The organism is Actinoplanes sp. NPDC049548, from assembly GCF_040676695.1.
Taxonomy (GTDB): domain Bacteria; phylum Actinomycetota; class Actinomycetes; order Mycobacteriales; family Micromonosporaceae; genus Actinoplanes.
On sequence record NZ_JBFAPM010000006.1, the window covers coordinates 26083 to 52784 of the forward strand.

The following is a 26702-nucleotide window of genomic DNA, read 5'->3' on the forward strand; positions in this document are numbered from 1 at the left end:
GTGTCCACCGCTCGAGACCGAAGGAGCTCCACCATGTGCCACAGCACCGACAGCCGGCCACCGGCCGGTCCGATCAGCGGCGGGGTCAGGGAGGGCGGCGGCGTCACGCTCACCTCCGCCGACGGTACGCGCTTCGCCGCGTACCAGGCCCTGCCCGAGCAGCCGAACGGCCGGAACGTCGTGATCCTGCCCGACGTCCGGGGCGTGCACGCGTACTACCAGGACCTGGCCTGCCGCTTCGCCGAGGCCGGTTTCGGGGCGGTCGTCGTCGACTACTACGGCCGTACCGCCGGCGTCGGCGGGCGCGGCGACGACTTCGCCTGGGAGCCGCTGCTCCCCCAGGTGCGCCCGGACGAGGTGGCTGCGGACGTACGCGCGGCAGCCGACCACCTGGCGGCCGCCAATCCCGGCGCAACCTTCACGGTGGGTTTCTGCTTCGGCGGCGGCCAGTCCTGGCGCCTCGCCGCAAGCGACCTCCCGGTTGCGGGGGCGATCGGCTTCTACGGCGACCCGGCGCACGTCGAGGACGTCGTCGACCAGATCTCGTCGCCGCTGCTCCTGCTCGTGGCGGGCGACGACGTCGCGACCACGCAGGAGCGGTTCCACCAGCTCGACGCCCAGCTCACCGACGCCGGCGTGCCCCACGAGATGTACGTCTACGACGGCGCCCCGCACTCGTTCTTCGACCGCTCGGCCGCCGCCTGGCGCGACGCCTGCGACGACGCATGGCGCCGCATCCTCGCCTTCACCGGCGTCGCGGCATGAGCGAGCGCCATACCCGCGGCGCCGCGCGGATCGCTGAGCTCGACGGAAACCACCCTCAGCCTCGCCAGGAGGCCTACCGGCTCCTCGCCGAGGTGTGCCCGGACCTGCCACGCCTCGCGGTCGAGTTCGCTTACGGCGACATCCATTCCCGGCCCGGCCTGTCCGCCGCGCAGCGGGAGCTCGTCACCATCGGTGTGCTCATCGCGCTGGGCGACACGGAGCGTCAGCTCGCCGCCCACCTGTCCGGCGCCCGCACCGTCGGCCTGGAACCGCACCAGCTCGTCGAGGCGGTGCTCCAGGCCCTGCCCTACGCCGGATTCCCCCGGACGGTGAATGCGATGGCCGTCGCGCGGCAGATGCTGAAGGACCGTGGAGAGCTGCCCGTCACGCCGCCGGGCGCTTGAGCTCGGACAGCCCCTCGGCCAGGCCGCGCAGCCGATCCGTCGCGTCGATGAGGCTGGTCAGGGCGGGATGCTGGGCGCTCACCGGGTGGCCGTCCTCGGCGACGTAGCTCGCCGCCGCGGCGACCAGCCGCTCGTAGGCGGACACGCCCTCGGTGAACTGCTTCGCCAGGCTCTCGTGGGACTCCTCGAGGACGGCGCGGCGGTCCGCCGGGGTCAACGGGAGGGCCCGCTCCACGCTGGCCACGCGCTGGCCGAGGTCGCGCAGCCACTGCTCGGCCACGGTCGCCTCGAGGACGGCGCCCTCGCCGGGGCCCGTCAAGCGGCCGGCGAGCCCGGCGAGGGTGGCGGAGGCTCGGTCCAGGCGGTCCCAGGCCTGCGCGACGGCCGAGCCGCGTAGCGCGTACCGGTCGCGCTGCCGGCGGATCTCCTGGACCATCTGGCGGCCGGCCGGGAAACGCTCGACCGCGGCGACAAGGCGCTGGCCGGGGAGGGCCGGCGGAGGCGCCGGCGGGGGTGGGACGGCGGCGAGCTCCCGATGGTCGCTCCACCGCCACCAGGCCAGCGCCACGGAGGCCCCGGCGGAGGCGGCCCAGGCGGCGTCGGCGATCCCGATCCCCGCGTACGGCGTGAGCACAGCGGTGGCCGCGGTCAGCCCACCTCCGATGACGCTCCACCGCCGCGCCGAGCCGCGCAGGCGCTTGAGCCGCCGGAAGTACCTGGTCCTCTCGTCCACCGTCCGCTCCCGTCTTCCGCTCGTGGGGCACCCGGCCCGGCCGGGCCTGACTGGGTCCGATGGCCGGGCCGGACAGCGTTCGGCGGGGTCAGCCTGCGGCTGTGGTGTCCCCGCGCTTGCTGTTCATGCTGGCCCGGATCTCGTCGAGGCGGGCGACACCGGCCGGGTCGGCCGCCGGCGCCTGCTCGACCGCCGGCTGGGCCGGGGCGCTGCCGAGCTTCTCGCCGGCCATGCTGGCCCGGATCTGCTCCAGGCGGGAGGAGCCGGCCATGTCGAGGCTCGACTTCTGCACCTCCAGCATGCGGCCCTCGACCGAGTTCGAGGCGAGCTCGGCGCGGCCCATCGCGTTGGCGTACCGCTGCTCGATCTTGTCGCGGACCTCGTCCAGGGACGGGGTGTTGCCCGGCGCGGCGAGCGACGACATCGACTCGAGCGACTTGGCGACGGTCTCCTGCATCTTGGCCTGCTCGAGCTGGCTGAGCAGGCGGGAACGCTCGGCGATGCGCTGCTGGAGCACCATCGCGTTGTTCTCGACCGCCTTGCGCGCCTGCCCGGCGGCGGCGAGCGCCTGGTCGTGCAGGGTCTTCAGGTCCTCCATCGACTGCTCGCCGGACACCAGCTGGGTGGCGAGCGTCTGCGCCGTCGACTCGTACTTCTGGGCCTCGGCCTCGTCGCCGCCGGCCCGGGCGCGGTCGGCCAGGACCAGCGCCTGCCGCGCCATGCCCTGCAGCTTCTCGACCTCGGACATCTGCCGCGACAGCTTCATCTCGAGCTGACGCTGGTTGCCGATCACGGCCGCGGCCTGCTGCACGAGCGCCTGGTGCTGCCGCTGGGCATCCTCGATGGCCTGCTGGATCTGCACCTTCGGGTCGGCGTACTCGTCGATCTTCGCGCCGAAGAGCGCCATCACGTAACGCCAGCCCTTGACGAACGGGTTCGCCATATCCGCGGTATCCCCTCAATGTCGCTGCATCGGACGCGCCACCGACGCGGGCCCGAGGGGTCTTCACGATGGCGCGGGCTCCATCGTGTCAGCTCCACGCCACCGGCGTCACGTGACCTCGGGGGGATCTCAGGGTGTTACCGGGGGATCCCCCACAACGAGGCTACGCGCCGATCGGCGTTCCGGCGACGCCACGGTCGGGCCGGTCGTGAGCAGCCCGGCCGGCACACGCCCGCCCGGCGCGGCGAGCGGCAGGGCCGGGACAGGAAAGACCGCCCAAGGAAGCCGAAAGCCCGCACACCCCACGCCGCCCGGCCGGCCTGAAGAGGGCCGCCGGGAAAGGGAACCGCCTGAGGAGCGCCGCCGGGCGCCGGCCCCACCCCGCCCCCGGGGAGAAAGGCCGGCGATGACTCAGGCGGCGTAGATCACGTCGCGCTCGCGCTTGCGGCGCGTGCGCAGGGTGGCCTTGAGCGGCGTGTCCTGGCGCACCGACACCGACACGGTGCCGTCGGTGGTCACCTGGCGCACCGGTGCCGCGTCCTTCGCCTGCTGCGCTGCCTGCGCCCCGGCGGACGCGGCCTTCATCGCGGCGGTGGCGGCCTTCACCGGCGTTTCCGGCGCCGATGCGGCGGCCGAGCCGGTCGACTGGGTGGGCGCGGTCTCCACGGGCACGAGCACGCCCTGCATGCCCTCCGCGAGCGCGAGGGTGTCGCTCACCTCGCCGAGCACCTCGGACAGGCGTGCGCCCAGGGCCTCGCAGATGGCGGCGAGCAGCTCGCTCGACGCCTCCTTCTGGCCGCGTTCGATCTCGGAGAGATATCCGAGGCTGACGTTGGCGGCGGTCGACACCTCACGCAGCGTGCGGTGCTGTCCCTGCCGACGCGCCCGAAGTGCGTCACCGATAACCCGGCGTAGCAGGACCATGGCACCTCCTCCTGCGGCGGGGCCGCCGGCAGCCGCCGGAGGCTTCCCGCAACCGTACCCGTTGCGGGCCACGCCGACATCCCGCCCCGCCGAATTCCGGGACGCCCGGGAAGCGCCGACTGCCCGCGGCGTAACTGACAACGATCATGACGTACGGGGAACGCGGACGCTCACGCCGATGTTCCCTCGCCGGATTGCCGCAGCTCATCGACCAGAAGCGAGAGGGCGGAGGTCATCGTCTCGTGCCGGATGTCGTCCCTGGAGCCGGCCAGCTTGAGCTCCTGGACGGTGGTGCGGGTGGGGCCCGCCACGGCGACGAAAACCATCCCGACGGGTTTACCGTCCTGCGGCTCGGGACCCGCGACACCGGTGGTGGCGAGACCCCAGTCGGCCCCGCAGCGCCCGCGTGCGCCCTCGGCGAGGGCCTTGGCGACGTCCGGGTCGACCGGGCCGCGGTCGGCGAGCAGGTCCTCCGGTACGCCCGCGAGCGAGTGCTTGAGCTCTGTCGCGTACACGACGAGCCCGCCGCGGAAGACCGAGCTGACCCCCGGGATCTCCACGACGGTGGCGGCGAGGAGCCCGCCGGTCAGCGACTCCGCCACCGCCAGGGTCTGCCGGCGTTCGACGAGTGCGTGTACGGCGGCTGCCGCGGCTACCCCGGTGTCCATGTCCCTCCTTGTGTTCGTGAGACACCGTCATATGCCCACATTCCACGCGAGTAGTCGGCCGGCTCACAGCCGGCGAATGACGATTCCCGGCTTGACCTGCGAGGCGAGGGAAAGGCGTGCGATGTCATCCGGATCGCTGGTGAACACGATGGCGCCACGGCTGAGCGCGAGGGCGACCACGACCGCGTCGACCACGTCCTTCGTCCCCGCCTTACCGCACAACACGCCGGCCGCCTTGGCCAGCTCCGATCCGACGGGGACGACTTCGCAGCTCTGCAGGAACCGGCCGAGCTGAACCTGACGGCGTGGATGGCGCCAGGCCTGGCTGACCACCACGGCCGGCACGAGAATCTGCCGCCCCTCCTCGATCGCGAGATGATGGATCGCCCACATCCTCCGGTCGTTGCCGTCGATCGCGATCAGTGCGCCGGCGTCGTAGACGTAGGGGAAGCTCACGCGGCCGCCGTCGCGGAACCGCTGTGTGCTTGGCTGTCGGCTGCGGCCATCTCCGCCTTGGCGGCGGCGAGTTCCTCCGCCGTGAAGGCGCCTTGTTCGGCTTGCCATTCGGCGACCAGTCGCTGCCCGATCCGCCGCCGCAGTTCCCTCTCGGCCGCACTCGCCACGAGCCTGGACAGCGGAATCCCATCCTCGAGCGCGGCTACCCCGAGAGCTTCGACAAGTTCCTCAGGAAGGGTGACCGTGACCTTCTTCGTCGCCATACGGGCACCATACATCGGTATGGCGATCGTATGGCAGGTCACCTTATCGGCCGGCTAGCCTCCGGCGGTGGCCTTCCGGCGGATGCGCACCGCCTGCAGGACGTAGTCGGCGCCGGTGATGAGGGTGACGATCAGGGCGGCCACCATGAGCCAGACGCCGATGACGTCGAACGGCTCGGGCACCGGCCACAGGAACCAGGCGATGGCCGCGATCTGCAGGGCGGTCTTCAGCTTGCCGCCCCGGCTGGCCGGGATGATGCCGTAGCGGATCACCCAGAACCGCAGCGCCGTCACTCCCCATTCGCGGAGCAGGATCAACCCCGTCACCCACCACGACAAGGTCCCGTACGCCGACAGCAGAACCAGCGCGCTGCCGGTGAGGGCCTTGTCGGCGATGGGGTCGGCCACCTTGCCGAACGAGGTGACGAGCTCGTACCGGCGGGCGATCCAGCCGTCCGCGAAGTCCGTCGCCGACGCGACGCAGAAGGTCAGGCACGCCGCGATGCGCCAGGCCGACTCCGTCATCTCGGACACGGCGACGACCACGACGAAGACCGGGACGAGCACGATGCGGACGGCCGTCAGCAGGTTGGCCGGGTTGTTGAGCGGGACCCGCCGGGAGGCGGCGACCGGCACCGGCTCGTCGGTCATGGCCGTGCGGTCCGGACCAGGGGGGCCGCCGAGATCATCTCGATCGGTACGGCGACCAGGTCGACGCCCTCGGTGGCGGTGACCCGGGCGCGCACGAGGTCGCCCGGTCGCAGCGCCGCCACATCGACCTGGGCGTCGCCGGCCACCAGGGTGGTGGAGCCGTCGACCTCGGGGGCCTGGTGTTCCGCCCGGCCCTCCACCTCGCCCGCGTCCACCGAGTCGACCATGACCTCGACCAGGGAGCCGAGGCGGTCCTCGGCGCGCTGGGCGCACAGCTCGTCGGCCAGGTCGCTGATCCGGGCGTACCGGCGTTTGATCGTGTCCTCGCGCACCTTGCCGGGCAGACCGGCGGCCTCGGTGCCGTCCTCGTCGCTGTAGTCGAAGACGCCGATGGCGTCGAGGCGGGCGTCGGTCAGGAAGCGGACCAGCTCCTCGACGTCCTGCTTCGTCTCGCCGGGGAAGCCGACGATGAAGTTGCTGCGCGCGCCGGCCTCGGGGGCGAGCGCCCGCGCCGAGGCGAGCAGCTCCAGGAAGCGCTCGGTCGAGCCGAAGCGGCGCATGCGGCGCAGCACCGGCTCGCTGGAGTGCTGGAACGACAGGTCGTAGTACGCCGCGACGCCGGGCGTGGTGGCGATCACCTCGACCAGGCCCGGCCGCGTCTCGGCGGGCTGCAGGTAGCTGGCCCGCACCCGCACGATCCCGTCCACGGCGGCGAGCTGCGGCAGCAGCTTCTCGAGCGCGCGCGGGTCGCCGAGGTCCTTGCCGTAGGAGGTGCTGTTCTCGCTGACCAGCACCAGCTCGCGGACGCCGGTCTTCGCCAGCCATTCCGCCTCGGCGAGCAGCTCCTGCGGGTCGCGGGACACGAACGCCCCGCGGAAGGCCGGGATCGCGCAGAAAGAGCACCGCCGGTCGCAGCCGCTGGCGAGCTTGAGGCTGGCGACCGGCCCGGTGTCGAGCCGGCGCCGCAGCACCGTACGCAGGTGGGCGGGCGTGTGCTCGTCGACGGTGGCGTGCCCGGGGACGACGACCTTGGCCGCCTGCCGGTTGACAGGGGTCAATGGCAGCAGCTCACGCCGGTCGCGCGGGGTGTGGGAGTCGAACCGCTCCCCCGCCAGCACGCCGTCGAGCCGGGCGGCGATGTCGGTGTAGTCGTCGAAGCCCAGCACGGCCTGGGCCTCGGGAAGGCTCTCGGCCAGCTCCCGCCCGTACCGTTCGGCCATGCAGCCGGCCGCGACCACCTTGGCGCCGGTGTCGGCGGCGGCGAGCAGCGTCTCGATCGAGTCCTGCTTCGCCTTCTCGACGAAGCCGCAGGTGTTGACGACCACCACGTCGGCGCCCTCAGCGTCCGTGCTGACCTGCCAACCTCCCGCGTCGAGGCGCGCGGCGAGCTCCTCGGAGTCGACCTCGTTACGGGCACAGCCGAGGGTCAGGAGAGCGACGCGGCGGGGGGAAGGAGTCACGGACACCCGACAAGGTTACCGGCACTCCGCGCTCAGTCGTCGAGGCGGAGGGTGGCGAGCGTCGCCTCCAGCTCGTCCGGCTTGACCAGCACCTCGCGGGCCTTCGAGCCCTCCGAGGGGCCCACGATGCCGCGGGTCTCCATCAGGTCCATCAGGCGGCCCGCCTTGGCGAAGCCGACGCGCAGCTTGCGCTGCAGCATCGAGGTGGAGCCGAACTGCGAGGTGACGACCAGCTCGATCGCCTGGAGCAGCACGTCCAGATCGTCGCCGATCTCCTCGTCGATCTCCTTCTTCTTGTTGGCGACCGGGGTGGTGACGTCCTCGCGGAACTCGGGCTCCCGCTGGTCCTTGCAGAACTTGACGACCTGGGCGATCTCCTTCTCGTCGACCCAGGCGCCCTGGATGCGGATCGGCTTGGAGGCGCCCATCGGCAGGAACAGGCCGTCGCCGCGGCCCAGCAGCTTCTCCGCGCCGGGCTGGTCGAGGATGACCCGGGAGTCGGCCAGCGAGCTGGTGGCGAACGCCAGGCGGGACGGGACGTTGGCCTTGATCAGGCCGGTCACCACGTCGACCGAGGGTCGCTGGGTGGCCAGCACCAGGTGGATGCCGGCCGCGCGGGCCAGCTGGGTGATGCGGACGACCGAGTCCTCCACGTCGCGCGGCGCGACCATCATGAGGTCGGCCAGCTCGTCGACGATCACCAGCAGATACGGGTACGGCTTCATGACCCGCTCGCTGCCGGGCGGGGCGACGATCTCGCCGTTGCGCACCTTGCGGTTGAAGTCGTCGACGTGGCGTACGCCGTTGGCCGCCAGGTCGTCGTAGCGCATGTCCATCTCGCGGACGACCCATTCGAGGGCGTCGGCGGCCTTCTTCGGGTTGGTGACGATCGGCGTGACGAGGTGCGGGATGCCCTCGTACGCGGTCATCTCCACCCGCTTCGGGTCGACCAGCAGCAACCGCACCTCGTCCGGGGTGGCCCGGGTCAGCAGGGACACCAGCAGCGAGTTGAGGCACGACGACTTACCGGCACCGGTGGCGCCCGCGATCAGGATGTGCGGCATCTTCGCCAGGTTGGCGACGACGAACCCGCCCTCGATGTCCTTGCCGAGCGCGACCAGCATCGGGTGGTGGTCGGCCGTGGCGGCGCGCGAGCGCAGCACGTCGCCGAGGGAGACGTTCTCGGGGTCGGTGTTCGGGATCTCCACGCCGACGGCGCTCTTGCCGGGGATCGGCGAGAGGATGCGCACGTCGGGCGACTTCACCGCGTACGCGATGTTGCGCGACAGCTGGGTGATCCGCTCGACCTTGACGCCCGGCCCGACCTCGACCTCGTAGCGGGTGACCGTCGGTCCCCGGGTGAAGCCGGTGACCTGCGCGTCGATGTTGAACTGGTCGAAGACGCCGGTGAGCGCCGCCATGATCTCGTCGTTGGCGCGGCTGCGGGACTTGGGTGGCGTGCCCTTGCCGAGCAGGTTCGGCGGCGGCAGGCGGTAGTCGCCGGGCACCGAGTTGATGTCGAGCTGCTCGGCGCGGGTGGGCAGCGGCGAGTGCTCCGGCGGCTCCGGGGCCTTGCGGCCGGCGGGCAGCTTGGCGCCGCGCGGCAGGGCGACCGTGTCGTGCAGGATCTCGTCCTCCGCGGCCTCCCCGCCCTCGTCCTCGCCCGGGGCCAGGCCGATGTCGGCGAGCGAGCCCTGGCGGCGCCGGGCGGGCCGGCGGCGCTTCGGCTCCTCGTCCTGGTCTTCGTCGCCGTCGTCGCCGAGGTCGGCCAGGCCGGGCTCGGGCAGCGGCGCGCGGGCGGTCGACCGGCCCAGCAGCACGTCGGTGAGGAGCAGGAGCCGCTCGGGGATCTTGTTGATCGGCGTCGCGGTGATGACCAGCAGGCCGAAGACGAACAGCAGGATCAGCAACGGTACGGCCACCCACGCGGTGACCGCCCGCTCGAGCAGCGAGCCCACGCCGTACCCGAGGAGCCCGCCGGCGCCGGTGAGCTCGTCCTCGGCGGGATGCCGGCTGATGTGCAGCAGGCTCGCCGTGGCGATCACCAGGGCGCTCCAGCCGACCACGGACCGGCCCCGGTGCTCGGGGTCGGCCGGCTTGCGCATGAAGCGGACGGCGCCGTACAGCAGGAGCAGCGGGAGCAGGACGCCCAGGCCGCCCAGGAAGAGCCGGACGGCGTCGGCGAGCCACGTGCCGACCGGGCCGGCGGAGCCCGCCCAGACCGCCACCCCGACGAGGATGGCGAGGCCGAGCATGAGCAGGCCGGCGCCGTCGCGGCGGTGCTCGGGATCGATCTCCTTGGCGGTGGCGGCCTGCCGGCCGACGCCGCGGGCGACCCAGCCGACGCTGTGGGCCAGGCCCATCCAGACGGCGCTGACCCCGCGGCCGACGCCGCCGGCGACGGCCGAGCCGACGCTGGGACGCGCCCGGGTGGCACTGCGTGCCCGGGTGCGCGCGGGAGGGGACTTGCGGGCCGGGGCGGCGGCGGCCTTGCGGACGGGCTGGCGCACCGGCTGCCGGGCACGCGCCGACGCGGAGCCGCCCTTGGACGCGGCACGGCCCCGGCTCGCCGGAGGAGTACGGCCCGCCATGTCCCTTACCGTAACGGTGCGGCGCCCGCGAGCCTGCGCGCCGCACCGTGACCAGGTTTCGCTTTTTCCCCGATTAGGATGATCACCATGTCCGCGCCCCTGCAGCCGCTGAGCCACGACCTGATCGTCTCGGCGCTCAACGCCCGCGAGTTCGCCCACTTCGTCGACGAGGACGGCGACGTCGGCGGCAACTGGCAGGGCTGCCTCGTGTACTTCTTCCGGCTCGGCAAGAACCAGGAGATCTTCCAGGTCCGGGCGCTGACCCATCCCGCGTTCAGCACCGACGACGTGCCCCGGCTGTACGCCTTCTGCAACGCCTGGAACCACGACCGGCTCTGGCCCAAGGCGTACGTGCACACCGGTGACGACGGGGTGGTGCACGTGGTGGGCGAGGTGGGCGCCGACTTCGAGCACGGCGTCACGCCCGAGCAGCTAGACCAGGTGATGGTCTGCGGCATCGCCACCGGCATCGAGCTGGCGGAGGCGGTTGCGGCGCTGAAGTAGCGCGAAGCCGGTCCACGAGATCAGGACGAGGGCGGCGACGACGAGCTGGGCGACCCACTCGTAGCCGTGCGGGTAGAAGACGCCCGCGGCGTGGTTGTCGAGGAAGCCGCCTTCCAGCGGCGGCTTGCCGAGGCCCTCCCGCCCACGGTCCTCCAGCCAGGTGAGCGGGCAGTAGAGCTTGGCCACGACGATGACCAGCAGCCAGAGCGCGGACACGGCCTGCAGCCAGATCAACCGGGGCCAGCGCCAGGCCAGGAAGCCGCCGAAGATGCCGAACGCCAGGAACGCGAAGTGCGCCCCGACGGCGGCCACGATCAGCAGCGAGTAACCCACATCTCCAAAGGTAGACACAGTGCTGCCCGCGCAGGACGGAGGATGACCTACGCGGGCAGCACGTCTTGGGGACCGTCAGTTCAGCCCGAGGATCTGTCCGAGCGGACCGCGGTGCCTGTGGCCATGGCCCCGACCGTTGCCGTTGCCGTTGCCGTTGTTGCCGGGCGGCTGCGTCGCCTCGGCGGGCGGAGGCGTGGTGGCCTCGGCGGGAGGCTGGGTCGCGTCGCCGCCGGTGTCGCCACCGCCGTTGCCGCCACCGCCGGCCGTGGTGAGCAGCGTCAGGTTGTTGCGCTGGAGGATCTCGTTGACCGGCTGGAAGAACGTCTCGCCGCCGACCTTGCAGTCGCCGGAGCCGCCCGAGGTGACACCCTGCGCCTGGTCACCCGAGAGCCACGGGCCGCCCGAGTCGCCGCCTTCGGCGCAGACATCGGTACGGGTGAGGCCGGTGACCGTACCCTCCGGGTAGTTGACCGTCTGGTTCTTGGCCAGGATCGTCCCGCAGAAGGTGCCGGTGGTGGAGCCGGACCGGCAGACCGCCGCGCCGACGGGCGCCTCGGTCGAGCCGCCGACCGGCAGCGCGTTGCCGTCGAAGTCGTCCACGAACGGCTGGAGCCGCACGTCGGCCTCGGTCTGGACGAAGCCCATGTCGGCGTTGCCCGGGAAGACCGACGCCTCCACCTCGCCCTGGGCCTGGTTGTCGAGGTCGGTGGTCGGGGTGCCCGCCTGGCCGCAGTGACCGGCGGTGATGAACCCGCCCTCGACCGCGAAACCGATGGAGCAGCGCGCCTGGGCATTGCCCAGGTTGATGAAGTACGGCTGGGCGCCGATCACGTCGGCGAGCGGGTGCGGCGTCGACCTCACCGTGACGACCCGCACCGCGGAGCCCGGTACGCCCGCGTCCTGGGCCAGGTCCTCGGCCCGGTCGGCGTCACCCGGCAGCGCCTGCACCACGACCTGGTTCGACGCCACGTCGACGTACCAGCCGGGCAGGTCACGGTCGGACTTCGTCGCCGCCGCGTCGAGCGCGCGCTTCGCCGCGTCCAGCTGGGCCACGCTGCGCTGCACCAGCTTGGGCTGGGCGCCGGCGGCGCGGACGTCGTCGGCCAGGCTCGCGTCGGTGATCGCGACGTTCAGCGTGGTGCCGTCCTTGCCCAGCCAGGAACCGCCGTACGCGTCACCCGAGGCACTGCGCAGCTGAGCGCTCACACCGCTGGCCCACTCGGCCCGCTGCACCCGGGCGGTGGCCTGGTCGGCGCTGAGGCCGAGGTCGCGCTTCATCGCGGCTAGCAGCTGCGGAGCCACCCCGTCCGCGGACTGCGCGGCAGGACGCCGGGACGGGGTGGTACCCGCCATGGACGGCAGGGTGAAGGCCACCGCTGCTCCCGCCGCCGTCACCGTCGCCGCGATCGCGACGACCGTTCTGCGCTGCATTCGGTACTCCCCTCGCATCGCGGTGCCGTGGGGGCGGCACCGTGCTCATCGATACGAAGGGGAGCCGGGAACAGTTCAATGCAAGTGTCAGACCTCGACGACGGTCGGGACGATCATGGGGCGGCGGCGGTACGCGTCGTTGACCCAGCGGCCCACCGTACGGCGCACGACCTGCTGCAACTGGTGGGTGTCGGTGATCCCCTCCTCCGCCGAGCGGTGCAGCGCGGCGGTGAGCAACGGGATCACCGGGTTGAACGCCTCCGGATCCTCGGAGAAGCCCTTCGCCATGACGCTGGGCTCGCCGACGACCTTGCCGGTGACGGAGTCGATGACCACGGTGGCGGAGATGAAGCCGCCGTCGCCGAGGATGCGCCGCTCCGTCAGCAGGGACTCGCTCACGTCGCCGACGGCGAGGCCGTCCACGTACACGTAGCGGTTCTTGACCCGGCCGACGTGCCGGGCGTGACCCTCGACCAGGTCCACGACGTCGCCGTCCTCGCAGAGCACGACCCGGTCGGGCGCGACGCCCGACTCGATGCCGAGCTGGGCGTGGGCGCGCAGGTGCCGCCACTCGCCGTGCACGGGCATCAGGTTGCTCGGGCGTACGACGTTGAGCAGGTAGAGCAGCTCACCGGCCGGGGCGTGCCCGGAGACGTGCACCTTGGCGGTGTCCTTGTGCACCACCGTGGCGCCCGCGCGGGCCAGCTGGTTGATGACCCGGTAGACCGACGTCTCGTTGCCCGGCACCAGCGAGCTGGCCAGCACCACGGTGTCGCCGGGGGCGATGGTGATGTGCCGGTGGTCGCCGGTCGACATCCGGCCGAGCGCGCTCATCGGCTCGCCCTGCGACCCGGTCGACATGAAGACGATCTCGTCCGGCGGCAGGCTCGTCGCCTCGTCCAGGCTGACCAGCAGGCCGTCCGGGATGCGCAGGAGGCCGAGGTCGCGGGCGATGCCCATGTTGCGGACCATCGAGCGGCCGATCAGCGCCACCTTGCGCTCGTACTCGTACGCCGCGTCCATGACCTGCTGCACCCGGTGCACGTGGGAGGCGAAGCTCGCCACGATGATCCGGCCGCGGGCCTTGCCGAAGATCGAGTTGAGCACCGGGCCGATGTCACGCTCCGGCGTCACGAACCCGGGGATCTCCGCGTTGGTGGAGTCCGACAGCAGCAGGTCCACGCCCTCGGCGCCGAGCCGGGCGAACCCGGCCAGGTCGGTGATGCGCCCGTCCAGCGGCACCTGGTCCATCTTGAAGTCGCCGGTGTGCAGCACCAGGCCAGCCGGCGTCCGCACGGCGACGGCGAGCGCATCCGGGATGGAGTGGTTGACGGCGAAGAACTCGCACTCGAACGGGCCCAACCGCTCCCGGCCGCCCTCCCGCACGGTCAGCGTGTACGGGTCCAGCCGCCGCTCGGCCAGCTTCGCCTCGACGAGCGCGAGCGTGAACTCGGACCCGACCAGCGGGATGTCCGGCTTCAGCGCCAGCAGGTACGGCACCGCGCCGATGTGGTCCTCGTGCCCGTGGGTGAGCACGATGGCCTGGACGTCCTCCAGCCGGTCCCGGATCGGGTCGAAGTCCGGCAGGATCAGGTCGACGCCCGGCTGCTCCACGTCGGGGAACAGCACGCCGCAGTCGACGATCAGCAGCTTGCCGTCGTACTCGTAGACCGTCATGTTGCGGCCGATGGCGCCGAGTCCACCGAGCGGTATGACACGCAGGGCGCCCTCGGGAAGCGGCGGAGGCGGATCCAGCTCGACGTGCGCTTGGCTCATGTGTTTCTTTCCGTTGTCAGAGTTCCACGCCGGCCGCTTGGGCGTCCTGGCGCAGCTGGTTCAGTTCCGCTTCGGTGGCGTCCACCAGCGGCGATCGCACCGGGCCGGCCGGGAGGCCCAGGGCGCGCAGGCCGGCCTTCACGAGAATCGTGCCCTGGGTGCGGAAGATCCCGGTGAACAACGGCAACAACTGCCGGTGCAGGGCGAGCGCCCCGGCGACGTCGCCGCGCTCGTACGCCTCGATCATGTCCAGAGTCCGCGCCCCGATGAAGTGCGTCGAGGTGCCGACGACCCCGACCGCCCCCACGGACAGCAGCGGCAGGATGGCCGCGTCCTCGCCGGAGTAGAACGCCAGGCCGGTCCGTCGCATGACGTCGGAGCTGGCGGCGATGTCGCCCTTGGCATCCTTGACGCCGACGATGTTCGGGTGCTCGGCCAGCCGGACGAGCGTCTCGGTGGCGATCGGCACACCGGAGCGGTGCGGGATGTCGTAGAGCAGCACGGGCAGCCCGGTGGCGTCGGCCACGGTCGTGAAGTGCTTGAGCAGCCCGGCCTGCGGCGGCTTGTTGTAGTACGGAGTGACCAGGAGCAGCCCGTGGGCACCGGCCTTCTCGGCGGCGCGGGCCAGCTCCACCGTGTGGGCGGTGTTGTTGGTGCCGACCCCGGCGATGATCCGCGCCCGGTCCCCGACCGCCTCGCCGACGACCCGGATGAGGGTCTCCTTCTCGGCGTCGGTGGTCGTGGGCGACTCCCCGCCGGTGCCGCTGAGCACGAGGGCGTCATGACGCTGCACGTCGACCAGGTGGGTGGCGAGCGCCGCGGCCCCGTCGGCATCGAGCGAGCCGTCCGCGGCGAACGGGGTCACCATGGCCGTGATCAACCGGCCGAAGGGCCGCGCGGGGTCGTGCGTCATACCGAACAACTTATCGGACGCTGCTTCGCGCCGCCGTGGGGCAGTCAGACGGCGAACGCGGTGAAGGGCGCCCAGGGCAGGTTGCGCAGGACGCTGAACACGGCCCAGGCCGCGATGAAGACCCCGATGACGCCCGGGGACAGGCTCAGCTGCGGGATCTTCCAGCCGAACAGGCGCTTCCCGGCCCAGGCGACGTACATGTACAGCAGGAACGGCACCGCGAAGACGAACAGCGCGTGGTGCCGGGCCGCCGCCGGGAGGTCGCCGTGCAGCAGATACCAGGCGGCGCGGGTGCCGCCGCAGCCCGGACAGGTGAAGCCGGTCGTGTACTTGAGCAGACAGCTCGGCGCCGCCCCGGCGTTCGCGTCGGCGGGGTGGGTGGCCAGCGTGTAGCCGACCGCGCCGGCCATGCAGACGAGCATCGCGGTGGGCGCCGCCCAGAGCGGCGAGCTGTGCCATGTGCGCTGGATGAAGCGGGTGACCCGGTCCTGCTGCGGCGGCGGCTGCGGATACGGATACCCGGCCCACGCCGGAACCTGCTCGGGCAGAGGCGAGTGCGACGCGTCGGGCTGCGAGGTCACACTGCTCATGGCGGCCACGGTACACCGGCCGGGCTCTTCGCTAGGAGCCCGCTTTCAGGGCCGACGTCAGCGGTCCGGCGAAGTCCCCCCGCTCCGGTGGCGCGATGGCGCTCAGCCCCAGCCACGCCGCGAGCCGGCGCAGCTCCGCCGCCAGCGCCTCCGCCGTCTCGTCCTGGTCCGCGGCCGGTTCGAGCCAGGCCGCCGGGATCTGCAGGACGCCCGCCTTCCGGTCGGCCTTGAGGTCGAGACGGGCCGCGAACCGGTCGCCGAGCAGGAACGGCAGCACGTAGTAGCCGTACAACCGCTGGGCGGCCGGGACGTAGATCTCGATGCGGTAGTTCATGGCGAACAGCCGCTCGGTGCGCCCGCGTTCCCAGATGAGCGGGTCGAAGGGGCTCACCAGGGTCGACGCGCGCACCCAGCGCGGGAGGCGGGCCTCGTGGTGCAGGTAGGCCTGGTTCTTCCAGCCCTTGACCGTCACCGGCAGCAGGACCTTGTCCTCGACCAGCTCGGCCAGCGCCCGCTTGAAGCCGGCGACCGGCAGACGGAAGTAGTCGCGCAGCTCCGGCTCGGCCGCCACGCCCAGCGCCCGCGCGGACATCTCGACCAGCGCGCGGAACGCCTCCTCCGGGGCGGGGGTGGGTGTCTCGAGGACTCTGCGGGGCAGCACGCGCTCGGTGAGGTCGTAGCGGCGGGCGAACGAGGTGGTGCGCTCGGCCGCGGTGACCTGGCCGGTGTAGAACAGCCACTCCAGCGCCTGCTTGACCGCCGACCAGTTCCAGCCCCAGTGGTCCTTGGTGCGCGGGACGTCGTGCTCGATCTGAGCAGCCGTCAGCGGTCCCCGGTCGCGGACGTCGGCCAGCACGCGCTCGACCAGCTCGGGCTGCTGGGTCGCGATGCGGACCATGCCGCCCCACGCGTACTCCTTGGCGCGCTCCATGCGCCAGCGGAACAGCGGCTGGAGGTCCACCGTGATCAGGGAAGCCTCATGGCCCCAGAACTCGAAGAGCTCCCGGGGGTCGCGGTAGGCGGCACGCTCCAGCAGCCCCGGATCGTACGGCCCCAGCCGGCTGTAGAGCGGCATGTAGTGCGCGCGCTGGAGCACGTTGACGGAGTCCATCTGGATCAGGTGCATGCGACGCAGCACCCGCCGCAGGTGGCGGCGATCGGTCGTGCCGCCGGGTGCGGGGTCGGCGAAACCCTGCGCGGCCAGCGCTATCCGGCGGGCCTGCGCGACGGAGAGAGATTCGGGAACGGCCATCGACCGAGACCCTAAATTATGGGTACGACAAGAACGCCGCGGCTGACGATGATGGGCGCATGCTCGAGATCCGCCCGCAGACCGACGCCGACATCGACGAGGTCGCCGCCCTGCACCTGCGCACCTGGCAGGTCGGGTACGCCGGCATCCTCCCCGCCGACTACCTCGCCGGCCTCGAGCACGAGGAGTTCGCGAGGCGTCGCAAGTACGGCACGACGCTGGTGGCGATCGACGACGACACCATCGCAGGGTTCGCCGCCGTCGGGCCGGACCGCGACGACGCCGGGCACGGCGAGCTCTACGCCCTCTACGTCGCCCCCGAACGGTGGAACACCGGTGCCGGCCGGGCGCTCATCGAGGCCGCCGGGAAGGAGCTGGCGGGGGCGTACCCGGACCTGCGCCTCTGGGTCCTCGAGGAGAACCACCGCGCGCGGCGGTTCTACGAGCGCGCCGGGTTGCGCGCCACCGGTGAGCGGGAGCTCTGGCGGCCGCACGGCATGAGCGTGGATCTGCCCGAAGTGCGGTACGCCAAGCCTCTGTAGGCTGCCTCGCATGGCACTCGGCTTCGTCCGTCCGGCCCGTCCCGAGGACGCCGGTGAGATCGCGCGCATCCAGCTGTCGACGTGGCGTACGGCGTACCGGCGGATGTTCCCGGCGCACGTGCTCGCGAACCTGGACGAGGCGTACCTGGCCCGGGGTTGGTCCGAGGCGATCGGGTCCGCGCCGTCGCCGCGGCACCGGGTGCTGATCGCCGTGGAGCAGAGCGAGTCGGCGCAGACGGTGGTCGGTTTCGCGGCCGCCGGCCCGGCCGACGAGCAGGCGCTGGCGCCGGAGGAGCCGCCGCTGGCGGACGGCGTCGCGGCGGTCACCGACCTGCTGGTCGAGCCGCGCTGGGGCCGGCGGGGGCACGGCAGCCGGCTGCTGGCCGCGACGGTCGACCTGTGGCGGGAGGACGGCTTCACCTCCGCGGTCGCGTGGGCGTACGACGCCGACGAGGCGATGAAGAAGTTCCTGACCTCGACCGGCTGGGAGCACGACGGCGCCACCCGCGCCCTGGACGTGGACGACATGCTGGTCAACCAGCTCCGCCTGCACGTCTCGCTGCATCAGTCCTGAGCCATGCAGCCGCTGCTGCACGACCTCGTCGTCGCCGTCGCGGCGCCCACGTCGGTGCTCTGCGGCGCCGACGGGCAGATCCGGGCGACCGGCGTCCAGGGCCTCTTCCACGCCGACGCGCGGGTCCTGTCGGAGGCGGTGCTGCGGCTCGACGGCGAGGAGCCCGAGCCGATCGGTCACGCCCCGGTTTCGGCCGGCAGCACGCACTTCATCGCGGTGGTGCGCCGGCCCGACGGCCCGACGGTGCACGTGCGGCGGACACGGATTCTCTCGCCCGCGCGGATGGAGGAGCGGATCACGCTCGAGGCGTCCGAACCGGTGACCGCCACCGTGACCCTCGACCTGGCCTCCGACCTCGCCCCGATGGCGGTGGTGCGGTCCGGCGGTCGCGGCACGCCTCTGCCGCCGCGTCCCGGCGACGGGTCGCTGAGCTGGTCGCGCGAGGGGATCACGGTCACGGCCGTCCATGACGGCACCGCGCCGGGCAGCAGGCTGAGCTGGGCGGTGACGCTCACTCCGGGCGAGACCCGGGACCTGACACTGAAGGTACGGGTGGACGACCCGTCCGCGGTGATCTCGGCACCGGTACGCGACCACGACTGGAGCCCGGCCCGCGTGACCTCGGGCGATCGACGGCTGGGCCGCCTCGTCGCCCGCTCCCTCGACGACCTGCGCGGTCTGCGGCTCGCCGACGGCGACGACACCTACCTGGCCGCCGGGGTGCCGTGGTACCTGACCCTGTTCGGGCGCGACAGCATCTGGGCGGCCCGGATGCTGCTGCCGCTGGGCACCGGCCCGGCCGTGGGCACCCTCCGCGCGCTCGCGCGCCGCCAGGGCCTGCGGCACGACCCGGTCACCGGCGAGGCGCCCGGCAAGATCATGCACGAGTTGCGGCGGGACGACCGGCACGGGCTCCCGGCCGCCTACTACGGGACGGTCGACGCCACGCCGCTGTGGATCAGCCTGCTGCACGACGCCTGGCGGTGGGGCCTGCCCGCGGACCGGGTCGCCGAGCTGCTGCCGCACCTGGACGCGGCGCTGGGATGGCTCGGCGGGTTCGGCGGCGGCTTCCTCGACTACCTGGACGCGAGCGGGCGCGGCCTCGTCCATCAGGGATGGAAGGACTCCGCAGACGCGATCCGGTTCCGCGACGGGCGCCTGGCCGAGCCGCCGATCGCCCTGGCCGAGGTGCAGGGCTACGCGTACAGGGCGGCCCTCGACGCCGCCGCGCTGCTGGACGCGTTCGAGCGTCCTGACGGCGATCGGTGGCGGGAGTACGCCGCCGCCCTCGCCACGCGGTTCCGGGAGCGGTTCTGGACCGGCGACGGCTACCCCGCCCTCGCGCTGGATCGCGACGGGCGCCCGGTGGACGCGCTGACCAGCAATATCGGGCACCTGCTCGGCACCGGCCTGCTGTCGCCGGGCGAGGAGCGGCCGGTGGTCGACGCGCTCAGCTCGGAGGCGATGGCCGGCGGCTACGGGCTGCGGACCATGTCCACGGCCGACCGCGGGTTCGCGCCGCTGTCGTACCACTGCGGTTCGGTGTGGGCCCACGACACCGCGATCGTGGCCGCCGGGATGGCTCGCGCGGGCTTCGGCCCGGAAGCCGCGACGGTGATCGACGGCCTGCTGACCGCCGCCGAGGCATTCGACTACCGGCTGCCCGAGCTGCACTCCGGACATCCGCGGGCGGCGCTGAGCCGGCCGATGCCCTACCCGGCGGCCTGCCGCCCACAGGCCTGGTCCGCGGCGGCCTCGGTGCTCATGCTCCAGGCCGTCCTGGGGCTCGAGCCGGACGTGCCGGGCGGGCGGGTACGGCTGGATCCGATCCCGGGGCTGCCGTTCGGCACCCTGGAGGTCTCCGGGCTCGTGATCGGCGGGGCCCCGGCCGGCGTCACGGTGGACGCGGCCGGCGCGGCGATCACCGCGCTGCCGCCGGGGCTCTCAGTCCAGTAGCGCGTCGAGGCCGACGGTCAGGCCGGGGCGGCTGCCGACCTGCCGCACCGCGAGCAGGACGCCGGGCATGAACGAGACCCGGTCCAGGCTGTCGTGGCGGATGGTCAGCGTCTCTCCCGCCGTACCGAAGAGGACCTCCTGATGCGCGACCAGGCCGGCCGCCCGCACCGCATGGATCCGCACCCCGTCGATGTCGGTGCCGCGGGCGCCGGCCATCTCCTCCTTGGTGGCGTCCGGCATCGGGCCCAGCCCCGCCTCGGCGCGGGCCGCGCCGATCAGCCGGGCCGTGTGACTGGCCGTGCCGCTCGGGGCGTCGAGCTTGCGCGGGTGATGCTGCTCGATGATCTCGGCCGACTCGAAGTAGCGGGCCGCGCGCGCCGCGAACTGCATCATCAGCACGGCGCCGATGCCGAAGTTGGGGGCGATGAGCACGCCGACGCCGGGCTTGCCGGACAGCCACGAGCGCACCTGCTCGAGCCGCTGCTCGGTGAAGCCACTGACGCCGACGACCACGTGGATGCCCTCGTCGATCGCCCACCGCAGGTTGTCCATCACCACGTCGGGGGTGGTGAAGTCGACGAGCACCCGGGCCCCGGCCTCGGCGGCGTCGACCAGCTTGTCGCCCCGATGAAGCCGCGCCACGAGGTCGAGGTCGTCGGCGCCGTCGACGGCCTTGCACACCTCGAGGCCCATGCGGCCGCGGGCGCCGAGGACGCCCACCCGGATCGGTTCACGCGCGTCAGTCACGCGATGAACTTACTGCACGCCGGCGCCAGGCCCGCTCGGCCGCCCCGACCAGCAGGAAGACCGCTCCCACGTACGCCCACCCGACCAGCACGTCGATCACGTAGTGCTCGCCCGAATAGACCAGGGTGAAGGTCATGGCCAGCGGGTACGCCAGCAGCAGCGGCCACCACCGCCGCCCCACCATCGGCAGGAAGAACGCCACAGCCATCAACGCGTACGCCGTGTGCAGCGACGGCATCGCGGCCACCGGGTTGGACGCCTCGACCTGCAACGCGTTGAGAGTGTTGCCGGCGCTGTGCAGGCCGATCGCGTTCCACCCGTTGGTGGAGATCCGCTCGACGTGGTCGGTGAGGTAGCCGAACTTCGCGGCCCACCACGGCGGCGCGGCCGGATAGAGGAAGTACGTGACCAGGCCGGCGACGCTGAGGGTGAACCAGCGGCGCATGAAGCGCGCCCACTGCTCCCGGCGCCGCAGCCAGAGGACCACGCCGATGGTCGGCACCGCGAGGAAGTGGGAGACGTAGACGAGCGAGACCACGACCTCCCACCACTGCACCACCCCGCGCTGATAGAGGTGTTGCTGAAGCCAGACGGTCGGGACGTGACCGCCGAACAGGGTCCGGTCGGTGTTGATCAGCTCAGTGACGTGCGGGGCGAACAGGTCGTCGGCGTAGCCGCGGGAGACGTTGTAGACGACCAGCAGCAACGAGATCGGCAGCCAGTCGCGCAGGAACAGCAGGTGCTGCTTCCACGGCAGGTCGCTGCGCCACGCGATGGTGGCCAGCCACAGCCAGCCGAACGCGATCAGCGGGTCGCTGGTCGGCACGCCGATGAAGTACGTGCCGACCGCGAACAACGCCGCCCAGACGAGCATGCCGATGACCCGGCGCTTGCGGCTGGGCGCCGGCGCCGACTCGTCGACGGGGGGCGGGGGGCTGAGGATGGTCACGGCGTCCCAGGCTAGCGGGCGGACGGAAACGCGCCGTCGTCGAACGGGCCGACCACGGCCAGTGACATCGGGCGGGTGAGCAGCTCGGCGGCGAGCGCGTTGACCTCGTCGAGGGTGACGGCGTCGACCCGGGCGAGCAGCTCGTCGACGCTCATCATGTCGCCGTAGAGCAGCTCGGACTTGGCCAGCCGGCTCATCCGCGAGCCGGTGTCCTCCAGGCCCAGGACGTACGTGCCCTTGGCCATGCCCTTGCCCCGGGCCAGCTCGGTCGCGCTGATGCCCTCCGCGGCGACCGCGGCGAGCTCGGAGCGGATCAGGTCGAGGACCTCCTCGGCCTTGCCCGGCGCGCACCCGGCGTAGACCGCGAAGACGCCCGCGTCGGCGTACTGGCTGCCGTAGGAGTAGACCGAGTACGCGAGGCCGCGCTTCTCCCGGATCTCCTGGAACAGCCGGCTCGACATGCCACCGCCGAGCACGTTGTTGAGCACGCCCTGGGCGAAGCGGCGCTCGTCGTCGCGGCCGAGGCCCTCGCAGCCGAGCACGAGGTGGGCCTGCTCGGTGTCGCGGTGGCGGACCACGGTGGTGGGCGGCTTGACCCGGTGCCGCTTCGAGCCGTCCCGGACGGCGGCCGGGGTGCCGGGGGTGTCCAGCGGCGTGCCCGCCAGCGCGGCCCGGACCAGGCGCACGACCTTGCCGTGGTCGAGGTTGCCGGCCGCGGTGATGACGATCTGCGGCGCCCGGTAACGGGCCCGGTAGAAGCGGTTGATCTGGCCGCGGGTCATCGGCGAGATGGTCGCCTCGGTGCCGGAGATCAGCCGGCCGAGCGGGGTGCCGGGGCCGAACATCGCCTCGGTGAAGACGTCGTGCACCTCGTCGCCGGGCTCGTCGTCGTGCATGGCGATCTCTTCGAGGATCACGCCGCGCTCGGTCTCCACGTCGGCCGGGTCGAGCACCGAGTTGGCGACCGCGTCGCAGAGCACGTCCACGGCCAGCGGCAGGTCGGCGTCGAGCACCCGCGCGTAGTAGCAGGTGTACTCCTTCGTGGTGAAGGCGTTCGTCTCCCCGCCGACGGCCTCGATCTCCGCGGAGATGTCCAGGGCCGTACGCTTCTCCGTGCCCTTGAAGAGCAGGTGCTCGAGGAAGTGCGAGGCCCCGGACAGCACGGACGTCTCGTCGCGCGATCCCACCCCCACCCACACCCCGAGCGAGGCGCTACGGGTGGTGGGAATCGACTCGGTGATGATGCGCAGACCGCTGGGCAGGACTGTGCGGCGCACGCCGTCCTGAAGGGTCTTGGTAATGGCACGGGCCGGCCTTTCGGCCGGCCCGCGGTTATTCGCTGTCATGTGGTGACTTAGCCGCGGTCGCCACCGCGGTCGCCACCACGGTCACCGCTCGGACGCGACCGGCGCCGGCGCGGCTGGTCGCCGCCCTCGCCACGGTCACCGCGGGGGGCACGCTCCTCGCGGGGCTTGTCCGACGCCGCGGGAGCGGCACCCTCGGGAGCCGCCTCGCCCTCGGGGCGGACCTTGTCGAGGTAGATCTTGCCGCGGTTGTCGATGTCCGCGATCGAGACCTCGACCTTGTCGCCGACGTTGAGGAAGTCCTCGACCTTCTCGACGCGCTTGCCGTCGCCCACCTTGGAGATGTGCAGCAGGCCGTCGCGGCCGGGCAGCAGCGAGATGAACGCGCCGAACGCGGCCGTCTTCACCACCGTGCCGAGGAACTTGTCGCCGACCTTCGGCAGGGTCGGGTTGGCGATGGCGTTGATCCGCTCCACCGCCGCCTCGGCCGCCGGGCCGTTGGTCGCGCCGACGTAGATCGTGCCGTCGTCCTCGATGGAGATGTCGGCGCCGGTCTCGTCCTGGATCGCGTTGATCGTCTGGCCCTTGGGGCCGATGACCATGCCGATCTTGTCGACCGGGATCTTCACGCTGGTGACCCGAGGCGCGTACTCGCTCATCTCGGCCGGGCTGTTGATCGCCTGGTCCATGACCTCGAGGATCGTGGCCCGCGCGTCGTGCGCCTGCTGCAGGGCGCCCGCCAGCACGTCGGACGGGATGCCGTCGAGCTTGGTGTCGAGCTGCAGCGCGGTGACGAACTCGCTCGTGCCGGCGACCTTGAAGTCCATGTCGCCGAACGCGTCCTCGGCGCCGAGGATGTCGGTCAGCGCGACGTACTGCGTCTTGCCGTCGACCTCGTCGGAGATCAGGCCCATCGCGATGCCGGCGACCGGCGCCTTCAGCGGCACACCGGCGCTCAGCAGCGACAGCGTCGAGGCGCAGACCGAGCCCATCGACGTCGAGCCGTTGGAGCCCAGCGCCTCGGAGACCTGGCGGATCGCGTACGGGAACTCCTCGCGCGACGGCAGCACGGGCACCAGGGCCCGCTCGGCCAGCGCGCCGTGGCCGATCTCGCGGCGCTTCGGCGAACCCACCCGGCCGGTCTCACCGGTCGAGTACGGCGGGAAGTTGTAGTTGTGCATGTAGCGCTTGGACTTCTCGGGCGCGAGGGTGTCCAGCGCCTGCTCCATGCGCAGCATGTTCAGCGTGGTGACGCCCATGATCTGCGTCTCGCCGCGCTCGAACAGCGCCGAGCCGTGCACCCGCGGCAGGATGCCGACCTCGGCTGTCAGCGGCCGGATGTCGCGCGGGCCACGGCCGTCGATGCGGATCTGCTCGCGCAGCACCCGCTGGCGGACCTCGGACTTGGTGACCGAGCGGAACGCCGCGCTGATCTCCTTCTCGCGGCCCTCGAAGCGCTCGTCGAGCAGCTCGTGCGCCTTGGTCTTGACCCGGTCGAGGGCCTCCTCGCGCTCCTGCTTGCCGGCGATCTTCAGCGCCTCGGCGGTCTCCTCGCGGACGGCCTCGACCACGGCGGCGTACACGTCGTCCTGGTAGTCGAGGAAGACCGGGAACTCCTGGACCGGCTTGGCGGCGACCTCGGCCAGCTCGCTCTGCGCGCGGCAGAGCTCGCGGATGGCCGGCTTGGCGGCCTCGAGACCGCTGGCGACGACCTCCTCGGTCGGCGCGGTGGCGCCGGCCTGGATCAGCTTGATCGCGTGCGGGGTGGCCTCCGCCTCGACCATCATGATCGCGACGTCACCGTCGGCGGTGACCCGCCCGGCGACGACCATGTCGAAGGTGGCGCGCTCGAGCTCCTCGAGGGTCGGGAAGGCGACCCACTGGCCCTCGACGTGCGCGATCCGGGTCGAGCCGACCGGGCCGCTGAACGGCAGGCCGGAGAGCTTGGTCGACATCGAGGCGCCGTTCATGGCGACGACGTCGTACGGGTGCTGCGGGTCGAGCGCGAGGACGGTCTCGACGACCTGGACCTCGTTGCGCAGGCCCTTGGTGAACGACGGGCGCAGCGGCCGGTCGATCAGGCGGCAGGTGAGGATCGCGTCCTCGCTCGGGCGGCCCTCGCGGCGGAAGAACGAGCCGGGGATGCGGCCGGCCGCGTACATCCGCTCCTCGACGTCGACCGTGAGCGGGAAGAAGTCGAAGTGCTCCTTGGGCGCCTTGCTGGCCGTGGTGGCCGACAGGACGGTGGTCTCGCCCAGCTGGACGATGACCGAGCCGGCGGCCTGCTTGGCGAGGCGGCCGGTGGAGAAGACGACCTCGCGGGTGCCGAACGACCCGTTGTCGATGACGGCGGTGCGAGTTTCGGTGCCGAGAGCTTTCTGCTCTGTCATGTGGTGCGGTACTCCTTCGTCGAGGACCCGGCGGTCTCTACAGCGCGGTTACAGCGTGGCCGGTCTTCGATCGAAGTGCCCGGGATTCAGCCCGGGAACCACTACCGAGGACCGGTGCCGTCTGACTGTGGCCGCGCGGGTCCGTGGGTTGGTGCAGTACGGGGGAGCGGCCACCGCGGCCACTCCCCCGTCAGGTCATCGGCGCAGGCCGAGACGCTCGATCAGCGTCCGGTAGCGCGCGATGTCCTTCTTCTGTACGTAGTTGAGCAGTCGGCGGCGACGACCCACCAGCAGCAGCAGACCACGACGGCTGTGGTGGTCGTGCTTGTGCACCTTCAGGTGCTCGGTGAGGTCGGCGATCCGCTTGGTGAGCATCGCGACCTGAACCTCGGGAGAGCCGGTGTCGCCCTCCACGGTCGCGTACTCGCCCATGATCTTGGTCTTGGTCTCTTGATCGAGCGCCATGATCTCCGTGATTCTGTGTTGCCGGTGAGTCGGTTTCCCCGCGGCCCGCGGCGTCGGGCAGGCAGGCGGGACCGTGGATCGAATAAGCCGATCCGCGCTCAACCCTACCAGCAGGTCAGCGGAGGAGCGCGCGGGTCTCCTCGACGTCCTGCCGGATCTGGGCCACCAGCGGCTCGATGCTGGTATATACGCGCTGCTCGCGCAGGTGGGCCACGAAGTCCAGGCTCACCCGCTCGCCGTACAGGTCACCGTCGAAGTCGAGAACGTACGCCTCGACCCGGCGCTCCCGGCCGGAGAACGTGGGGTTGGTGCCGACCGACACCGAGGCGGGCAGGGCGCCGCCGTGCTCGCCGCCGCGGATGAGGCGGGCCGCGTAGACGCCGTCGGCCGGGATGGCCGCGTACCGGTGGCACATCAGGTTGGCCGTCGGGAAGCCCAGCTCGCGGCCACGCTGGTCGCCGCGCACCACCACGCCGGCCAGCCGGTGCGGGCGCCCGAGCGCGTCCGCCGCGGCCTTCACGTCGCCGGCGTCGACGCAGCTGCGGATGTACGTGGACGAGAAGACCAGCCCGTCCTCCGTCACCAGCGGCGCCTCCTCGACGGAGAAGCCGAAGGTGCGGCCCAGCCGGGCCAGCAGGGCGAGGTCGCCGGCCGCCTTGTGGCCGAAGCGGAAGTTGTCGCCCTCGACGACCACCGCGGCGTGCAGCGCGTCGACCAGCACGTCGTGCACGAACTCCTCCGGACCGAGGTGCGAGAACGCCGGGGTGAAGGGCACCACGCAGAGCGCGTCCACGCCGAGCTGCTCGATCAGCTCGGCCTTGCGGACCGCCTCGGTGAGCACGGCGGGATGCGAGCCGGGGCGGACCACCTCGGCCGGGTGCGGGTCGAACGTCACCACCACCGACTGCAGGCCGAGGTCGCGGGCGCGCTTCACGGCGTACCCGATGATGGCCTGATGCCCGCGGTGGACCCCGTCGAAGACGCCGATGGTGACCACCGACCGGCCGAACCCACCCGGCACCGCTTCGTAGCCGCGCCACCGCTGCATCTTCCGCGCCTCCCCCTGTGCGTCCCGGGCGTAAGAGTATCGGTCTGCGCGACTGCCTGAAACGCTACAG

At 72.1% G+C, this 26702-nt stretch carries 27 protein-coding genes; 6 read left to right on the top strand and 21 right to left on the bottom strand.

Annotated features, from left to right (window positions below):
- Positions 1–33 precede the first annotated feature (33 nt).
- Positions 34–765, top strand: a complete 732-nt coding sequence (locus tag AB0J80_RS13885) for a dienelactone hydrolase family protein (protein WP_364704529.1) — start codon at positions 34–36, stop codon at positions 763–765.
- On the top strand, positions 762–1169 hold the full coding sequence (locus AB0J80_RS13890) for a carboxymuconolactone decarboxylase family protein (RefSeq protein WP_364704530.1): 408 nt from the start codon (positions 762–764) through the stop codon (positions 1167–1169). Before AB0J80_RS13885 ends, AB0J80_RS13890 begins: the two co-directional genes overlap by 4 nt.
- Here AB0J80_RS13890 and AB0J80_RS13895 read toward each other — a convergent pair.
- The 9 genes from AB0J80_RS13895 to AB0J80_RS13935 all read right to left on the bottom strand — a co-directional run bounded on the left by AB0J80_RS13895 (position 1150) and on the right by AB0J80_RS13935 (position 9858).
- Positions 1150–1902 (bottom strand): hypothetical protein, encoded by a 753-nt coding sequence (locus AB0J80_RS13895; protein WP_364704531.1) that lies wholly within the window; start codon positions 1900–1902, stop codon positions 1150–1152. The two genes, AB0J80_RS13890 and AB0J80_RS13895, sit on opposite strands and share 20 nt — an antisense overlap.
- Before the next feature lie 88 nt (positions 1903–1990).
- Positions 1991–2845: a PspA/IM30 family protein gene (locus AB0J80_RS13900; RefSeq protein WP_364704533.1), complete on the bottom strand. Its 855-nt coding sequence runs from the start codon at positions 2843–2845 to the stop codon at positions 1991–1993.
- Between the two features lie 411 nt (positions 2846–3256).
- Complete coding sequence (locus AB0J80_RS13905; RefSeq protein ID WP_364704535.1) at positions 3257–3769, bottom strand: helix-turn-helix transcriptional regulator; 513 nt, start codon at positions 3767–3769, stop codon at positions 3257–3259.
- A gap of 170 nt (positions 3770–3939) precedes the next feature.
- A complete protein-coding gene (locus AB0J80_RS13910; RefSeq protein ID WP_364704537.1) occupies positions 3940–4437 on the bottom strand; it encodes a CinA family protein in 498 nt (165 codons plus the stop codon).
- Between the two features lie 63 nt (positions 4438–4500).
- Positions 4501–4893 (bottom strand): PIN domain-containing protein, encoded by a 393-nt coding sequence (locus tag AB0J80_RS13915; RefSeq protein WP_364704539.1) that lies wholly within the window; start codon positions 4891–4893, stop codon positions 4501–4503.
- Positions 4890–5156: a hypothetical protein gene (locus tag AB0J80_RS13920; RefSeq protein WP_364704540.1), complete on the bottom strand. Its 267-nt coding sequence runs from the start codon at positions 5154–5156 to the stop codon at positions 4890–4892. The genes AB0J80_RS13915 and AB0J80_RS13920 overlap by 4 nt, the downstream gene beginning before the upstream one ends.
- 54 nt (positions 5157–5210) lie before the next feature.
- Complete coding sequence (gene pgsA / locus AB0J80_RS13925) at positions 5211–5807, bottom strand: CDP-diacylglycerol--glycerol-3-phosphate 3-phosphatidyltransferase (RefSeq protein WP_364704542.1); 597 nt, start codon at positions 5805–5807, stop codon at positions 5211–5213.
- The gene (gene rimO, locus AB0J80_RS13930; RefSeq protein WP_364704544.1) at positions 5804–7273 is read right to left on the bottom strand and encodes a 30S ribosomal protein S12 methylthiotransferase RimO; all 1470 of its coding nucleotides are present in this window, start codon (positions 7271–7273) and stop codon (positions 5804–5806) included. The genes pgsA and rimO overlap by 4 nt, the downstream gene beginning before the upstream one ends.
- A 26-nt stretch (positions 7274–7299) precedes the next feature.
- Entirely contained in the window at positions 7300–9858 is a 2559-nt protein-coding gene (locus tag AB0J80_RS13935) for a DNA translocase FtsK 4TM domain-containing protein (RefSeq protein ID WP_364704545.1), read from the bottom strand.
- A gap of 87 nt (positions 9859–9945) precedes the next feature.
- On the opposite strand from AB0J80_RS13935, the gene AB0J80_RS13940 reads away from it, so the two are divergent.
- A complete protein-coding gene (locus tag AB0J80_RS13940; protein ID WP_364704547.1) occupies positions 9946–10362 on the top strand; it encodes a YbjN domain-containing protein in 417 nt (138 codons plus the stop codon).
- On the opposite strand, the gene AB0J80_RS13945 is transcribed toward AB0J80_RS13940, so the two are convergent.
- The 6 genes from AB0J80_RS13945 to AB0J80_RS13970 all read right to left on the bottom strand — a co-directional run bounded on the left by AB0J80_RS13945 (position 10291) and on the right by AB0J80_RS13970 (position 16657).
- Complete coding sequence (locus AB0J80_RS13945; RefSeq protein WP_364704548.1) at positions 10291–10695, bottom strand: DUF2784 domain-containing protein; 405 nt, start codon at positions 10693–10695, stop codon at positions 10291–10293. The two genes, AB0J80_RS13940 and AB0J80_RS13945, sit on opposite strands and share 72 nt — an antisense overlap.
- A gap of 75 nt (positions 10696–10770) precedes the next feature.
- The gene (locus AB0J80_RS13950) at positions 10771–12126 is read right to left on the bottom strand and encodes a S1 family peptidase (protein WP_364704550.1); all 1356 of its coding nucleotides are present in this window, start codon (positions 12124–12126) and stop codon (positions 10771–10773) included.
- An 87-nt stretch (positions 12127–12213) separates the two neighbouring features.
- Positions 12214–13902, bottom strand: a complete 1689-nt coding sequence (locus tag AB0J80_RS13955) for a ribonuclease J (RefSeq protein WP_364704551.1) — start codon at positions 13900–13902, stop codon at positions 12214–12216.
- A 16-nt stretch (positions 13903–13918) separates the two neighbouring features.
- Positions 13919–14815 carry a 4-hydroxy-tetrahydrodipicolinate synthase gene (dapA, locus tag AB0J80_RS13960; RefSeq protein WP_364704553.1) on the bottom strand — a complete coding sequence of 299 codons (897 nt, stop codon included), beginning with the start codon at positions 14813–14815 and terminating at the stop codon, positions 13919–13921.
- A gap of 44 nt (positions 14816–14859) precedes the next feature.
- On the bottom strand, positions 14860–15405 hold the full coding sequence (locus AB0J80_RS13965; RefSeq protein ID WP_364704555.1) for a DUF2752 domain-containing protein: 546 nt from the start codon (positions 15403–15405) through the stop codon (positions 14860–14862).
- Between the two features lie 31 nt (positions 15406–15436).
- Positions 15437–16657 carry a crosslink repair DNA glycosylase YcaQ family protein gene (locus AB0J80_RS13970; RefSeq protein ID WP_364704556.1) on the bottom strand — a complete coding sequence of 407 codons (1221 nt, stop codon included), beginning with the start codon at positions 16655–16657 and terminating at the stop codon, positions 15437–15439.
- A 59-nt stretch (positions 16658–16716) separates the two neighbouring features.
- On the opposite strand from AB0J80_RS13970, the gene AB0J80_RS13975 reads away from it, so the two are divergent.
- From AB0J80_RS13975 to AB0J80_RS13985, 3 genes are read left to right on the top strand one after another with little or no spacing between them, the layout of a single operon-like run.
- Positions 16717–17199, top strand: coding sequence for a GNAT family N-acetyltransferase (locus tag AB0J80_RS13975; RefSeq protein ID WP_364704558.1), 483 nt, complete (start codon positions 16717–16719; stop codon positions 17197–17199).
- Positions 17200–17209: 10 nt separating this feature from the next.
- Entirely contained in the window at positions 17210–17773 is a 564-nt protein-coding gene (locus AB0J80_RS13980) for a GNAT family N-acetyltransferase (RefSeq protein ID WP_364704560.1), read from the top strand.
- 3 nt (positions 17774–17776) lie between these two features.
- Positions 17777–19729, top strand: a complete 1953-nt coding sequence (locus AB0J80_RS13985) for a glycogen debranching N-terminal domain-containing protein (protein WP_364704561.1) — start codon at positions 17777–17779, stop codon at positions 19727–19729.
- Here the strand turns inward: AB0J80_RS13985 and dapB are convergent.
- The 6 genes from dapB to AB0J80_RS14015 all read right to left on the bottom strand — a co-directional run bounded on the left by dapB (position 19718) and on the right by AB0J80_RS14015 (position 26632).
- Complete coding sequence (gene dapB / locus AB0J80_RS13990; protein ID WP_364704562.1) at positions 19718–20476, bottom strand: 4-hydroxy-tetrahydrodipicolinate reductase; 759 nt, start codon at positions 20474–20476, stop codon at positions 19718–19720. The genes AB0J80_RS13985 and dapB overlap by 12 nt on opposite strands.
- Positions 20469–21350, bottom strand: a complete 882-nt coding sequence (locus tag AB0J80_RS13995) for a phosphatase PAP2 family protein (RefSeq protein WP_364705043.1) — start codon at positions 21348–21350, stop codon at positions 20469–20471. The genes dapB and AB0J80_RS13995 overlap by 8 nt, the downstream gene beginning before the upstream one ends.
- An 86-nt stretch (positions 21351–21436) precedes the next feature.
- A complete protein-coding gene (locus AB0J80_RS14000; RefSeq protein WP_364704563.1) occupies positions 21437–22771 on the bottom strand; it encodes a pitrilysin family protein in 1335 nt (444 codons plus the stop codon).
- 8 nt (positions 22772–22779) lie between these two features.
- On the bottom strand, positions 22780–25119 hold the full coding sequence (locus AB0J80_RS14005; RefSeq protein ID WP_364704565.1) for a polyribonucleotide nucleotidyltransferase: 2340 nt from the start codon (positions 25117–25119) through the stop codon (positions 22780–22782).
- Between the two features lie 195 nt (positions 25120–25314).
- The gene (gene rpsO / locus AB0J80_RS14010) at positions 25315–25584 is read right to left on the bottom strand and encodes a 30S ribosomal protein S15 (RefSeq protein ID WP_364704567.1); all 270 of its coding nucleotides are present in this window, start codon (positions 25582–25584) and stop codon (positions 25315–25317) included.
- A 115-nt stretch (positions 25585–25699) separates the two neighbouring features.
- Positions 25700–26632, bottom strand: coding sequence for a bifunctional riboflavin kinase/FAD synthetase (locus AB0J80_RS14015; RefSeq protein WP_364704568.1), 933 nt, complete (start codon positions 26630–26632; stop codon positions 25700–25702).
- Positions 26633–26702 lie beyond the last annotated feature (70 nt).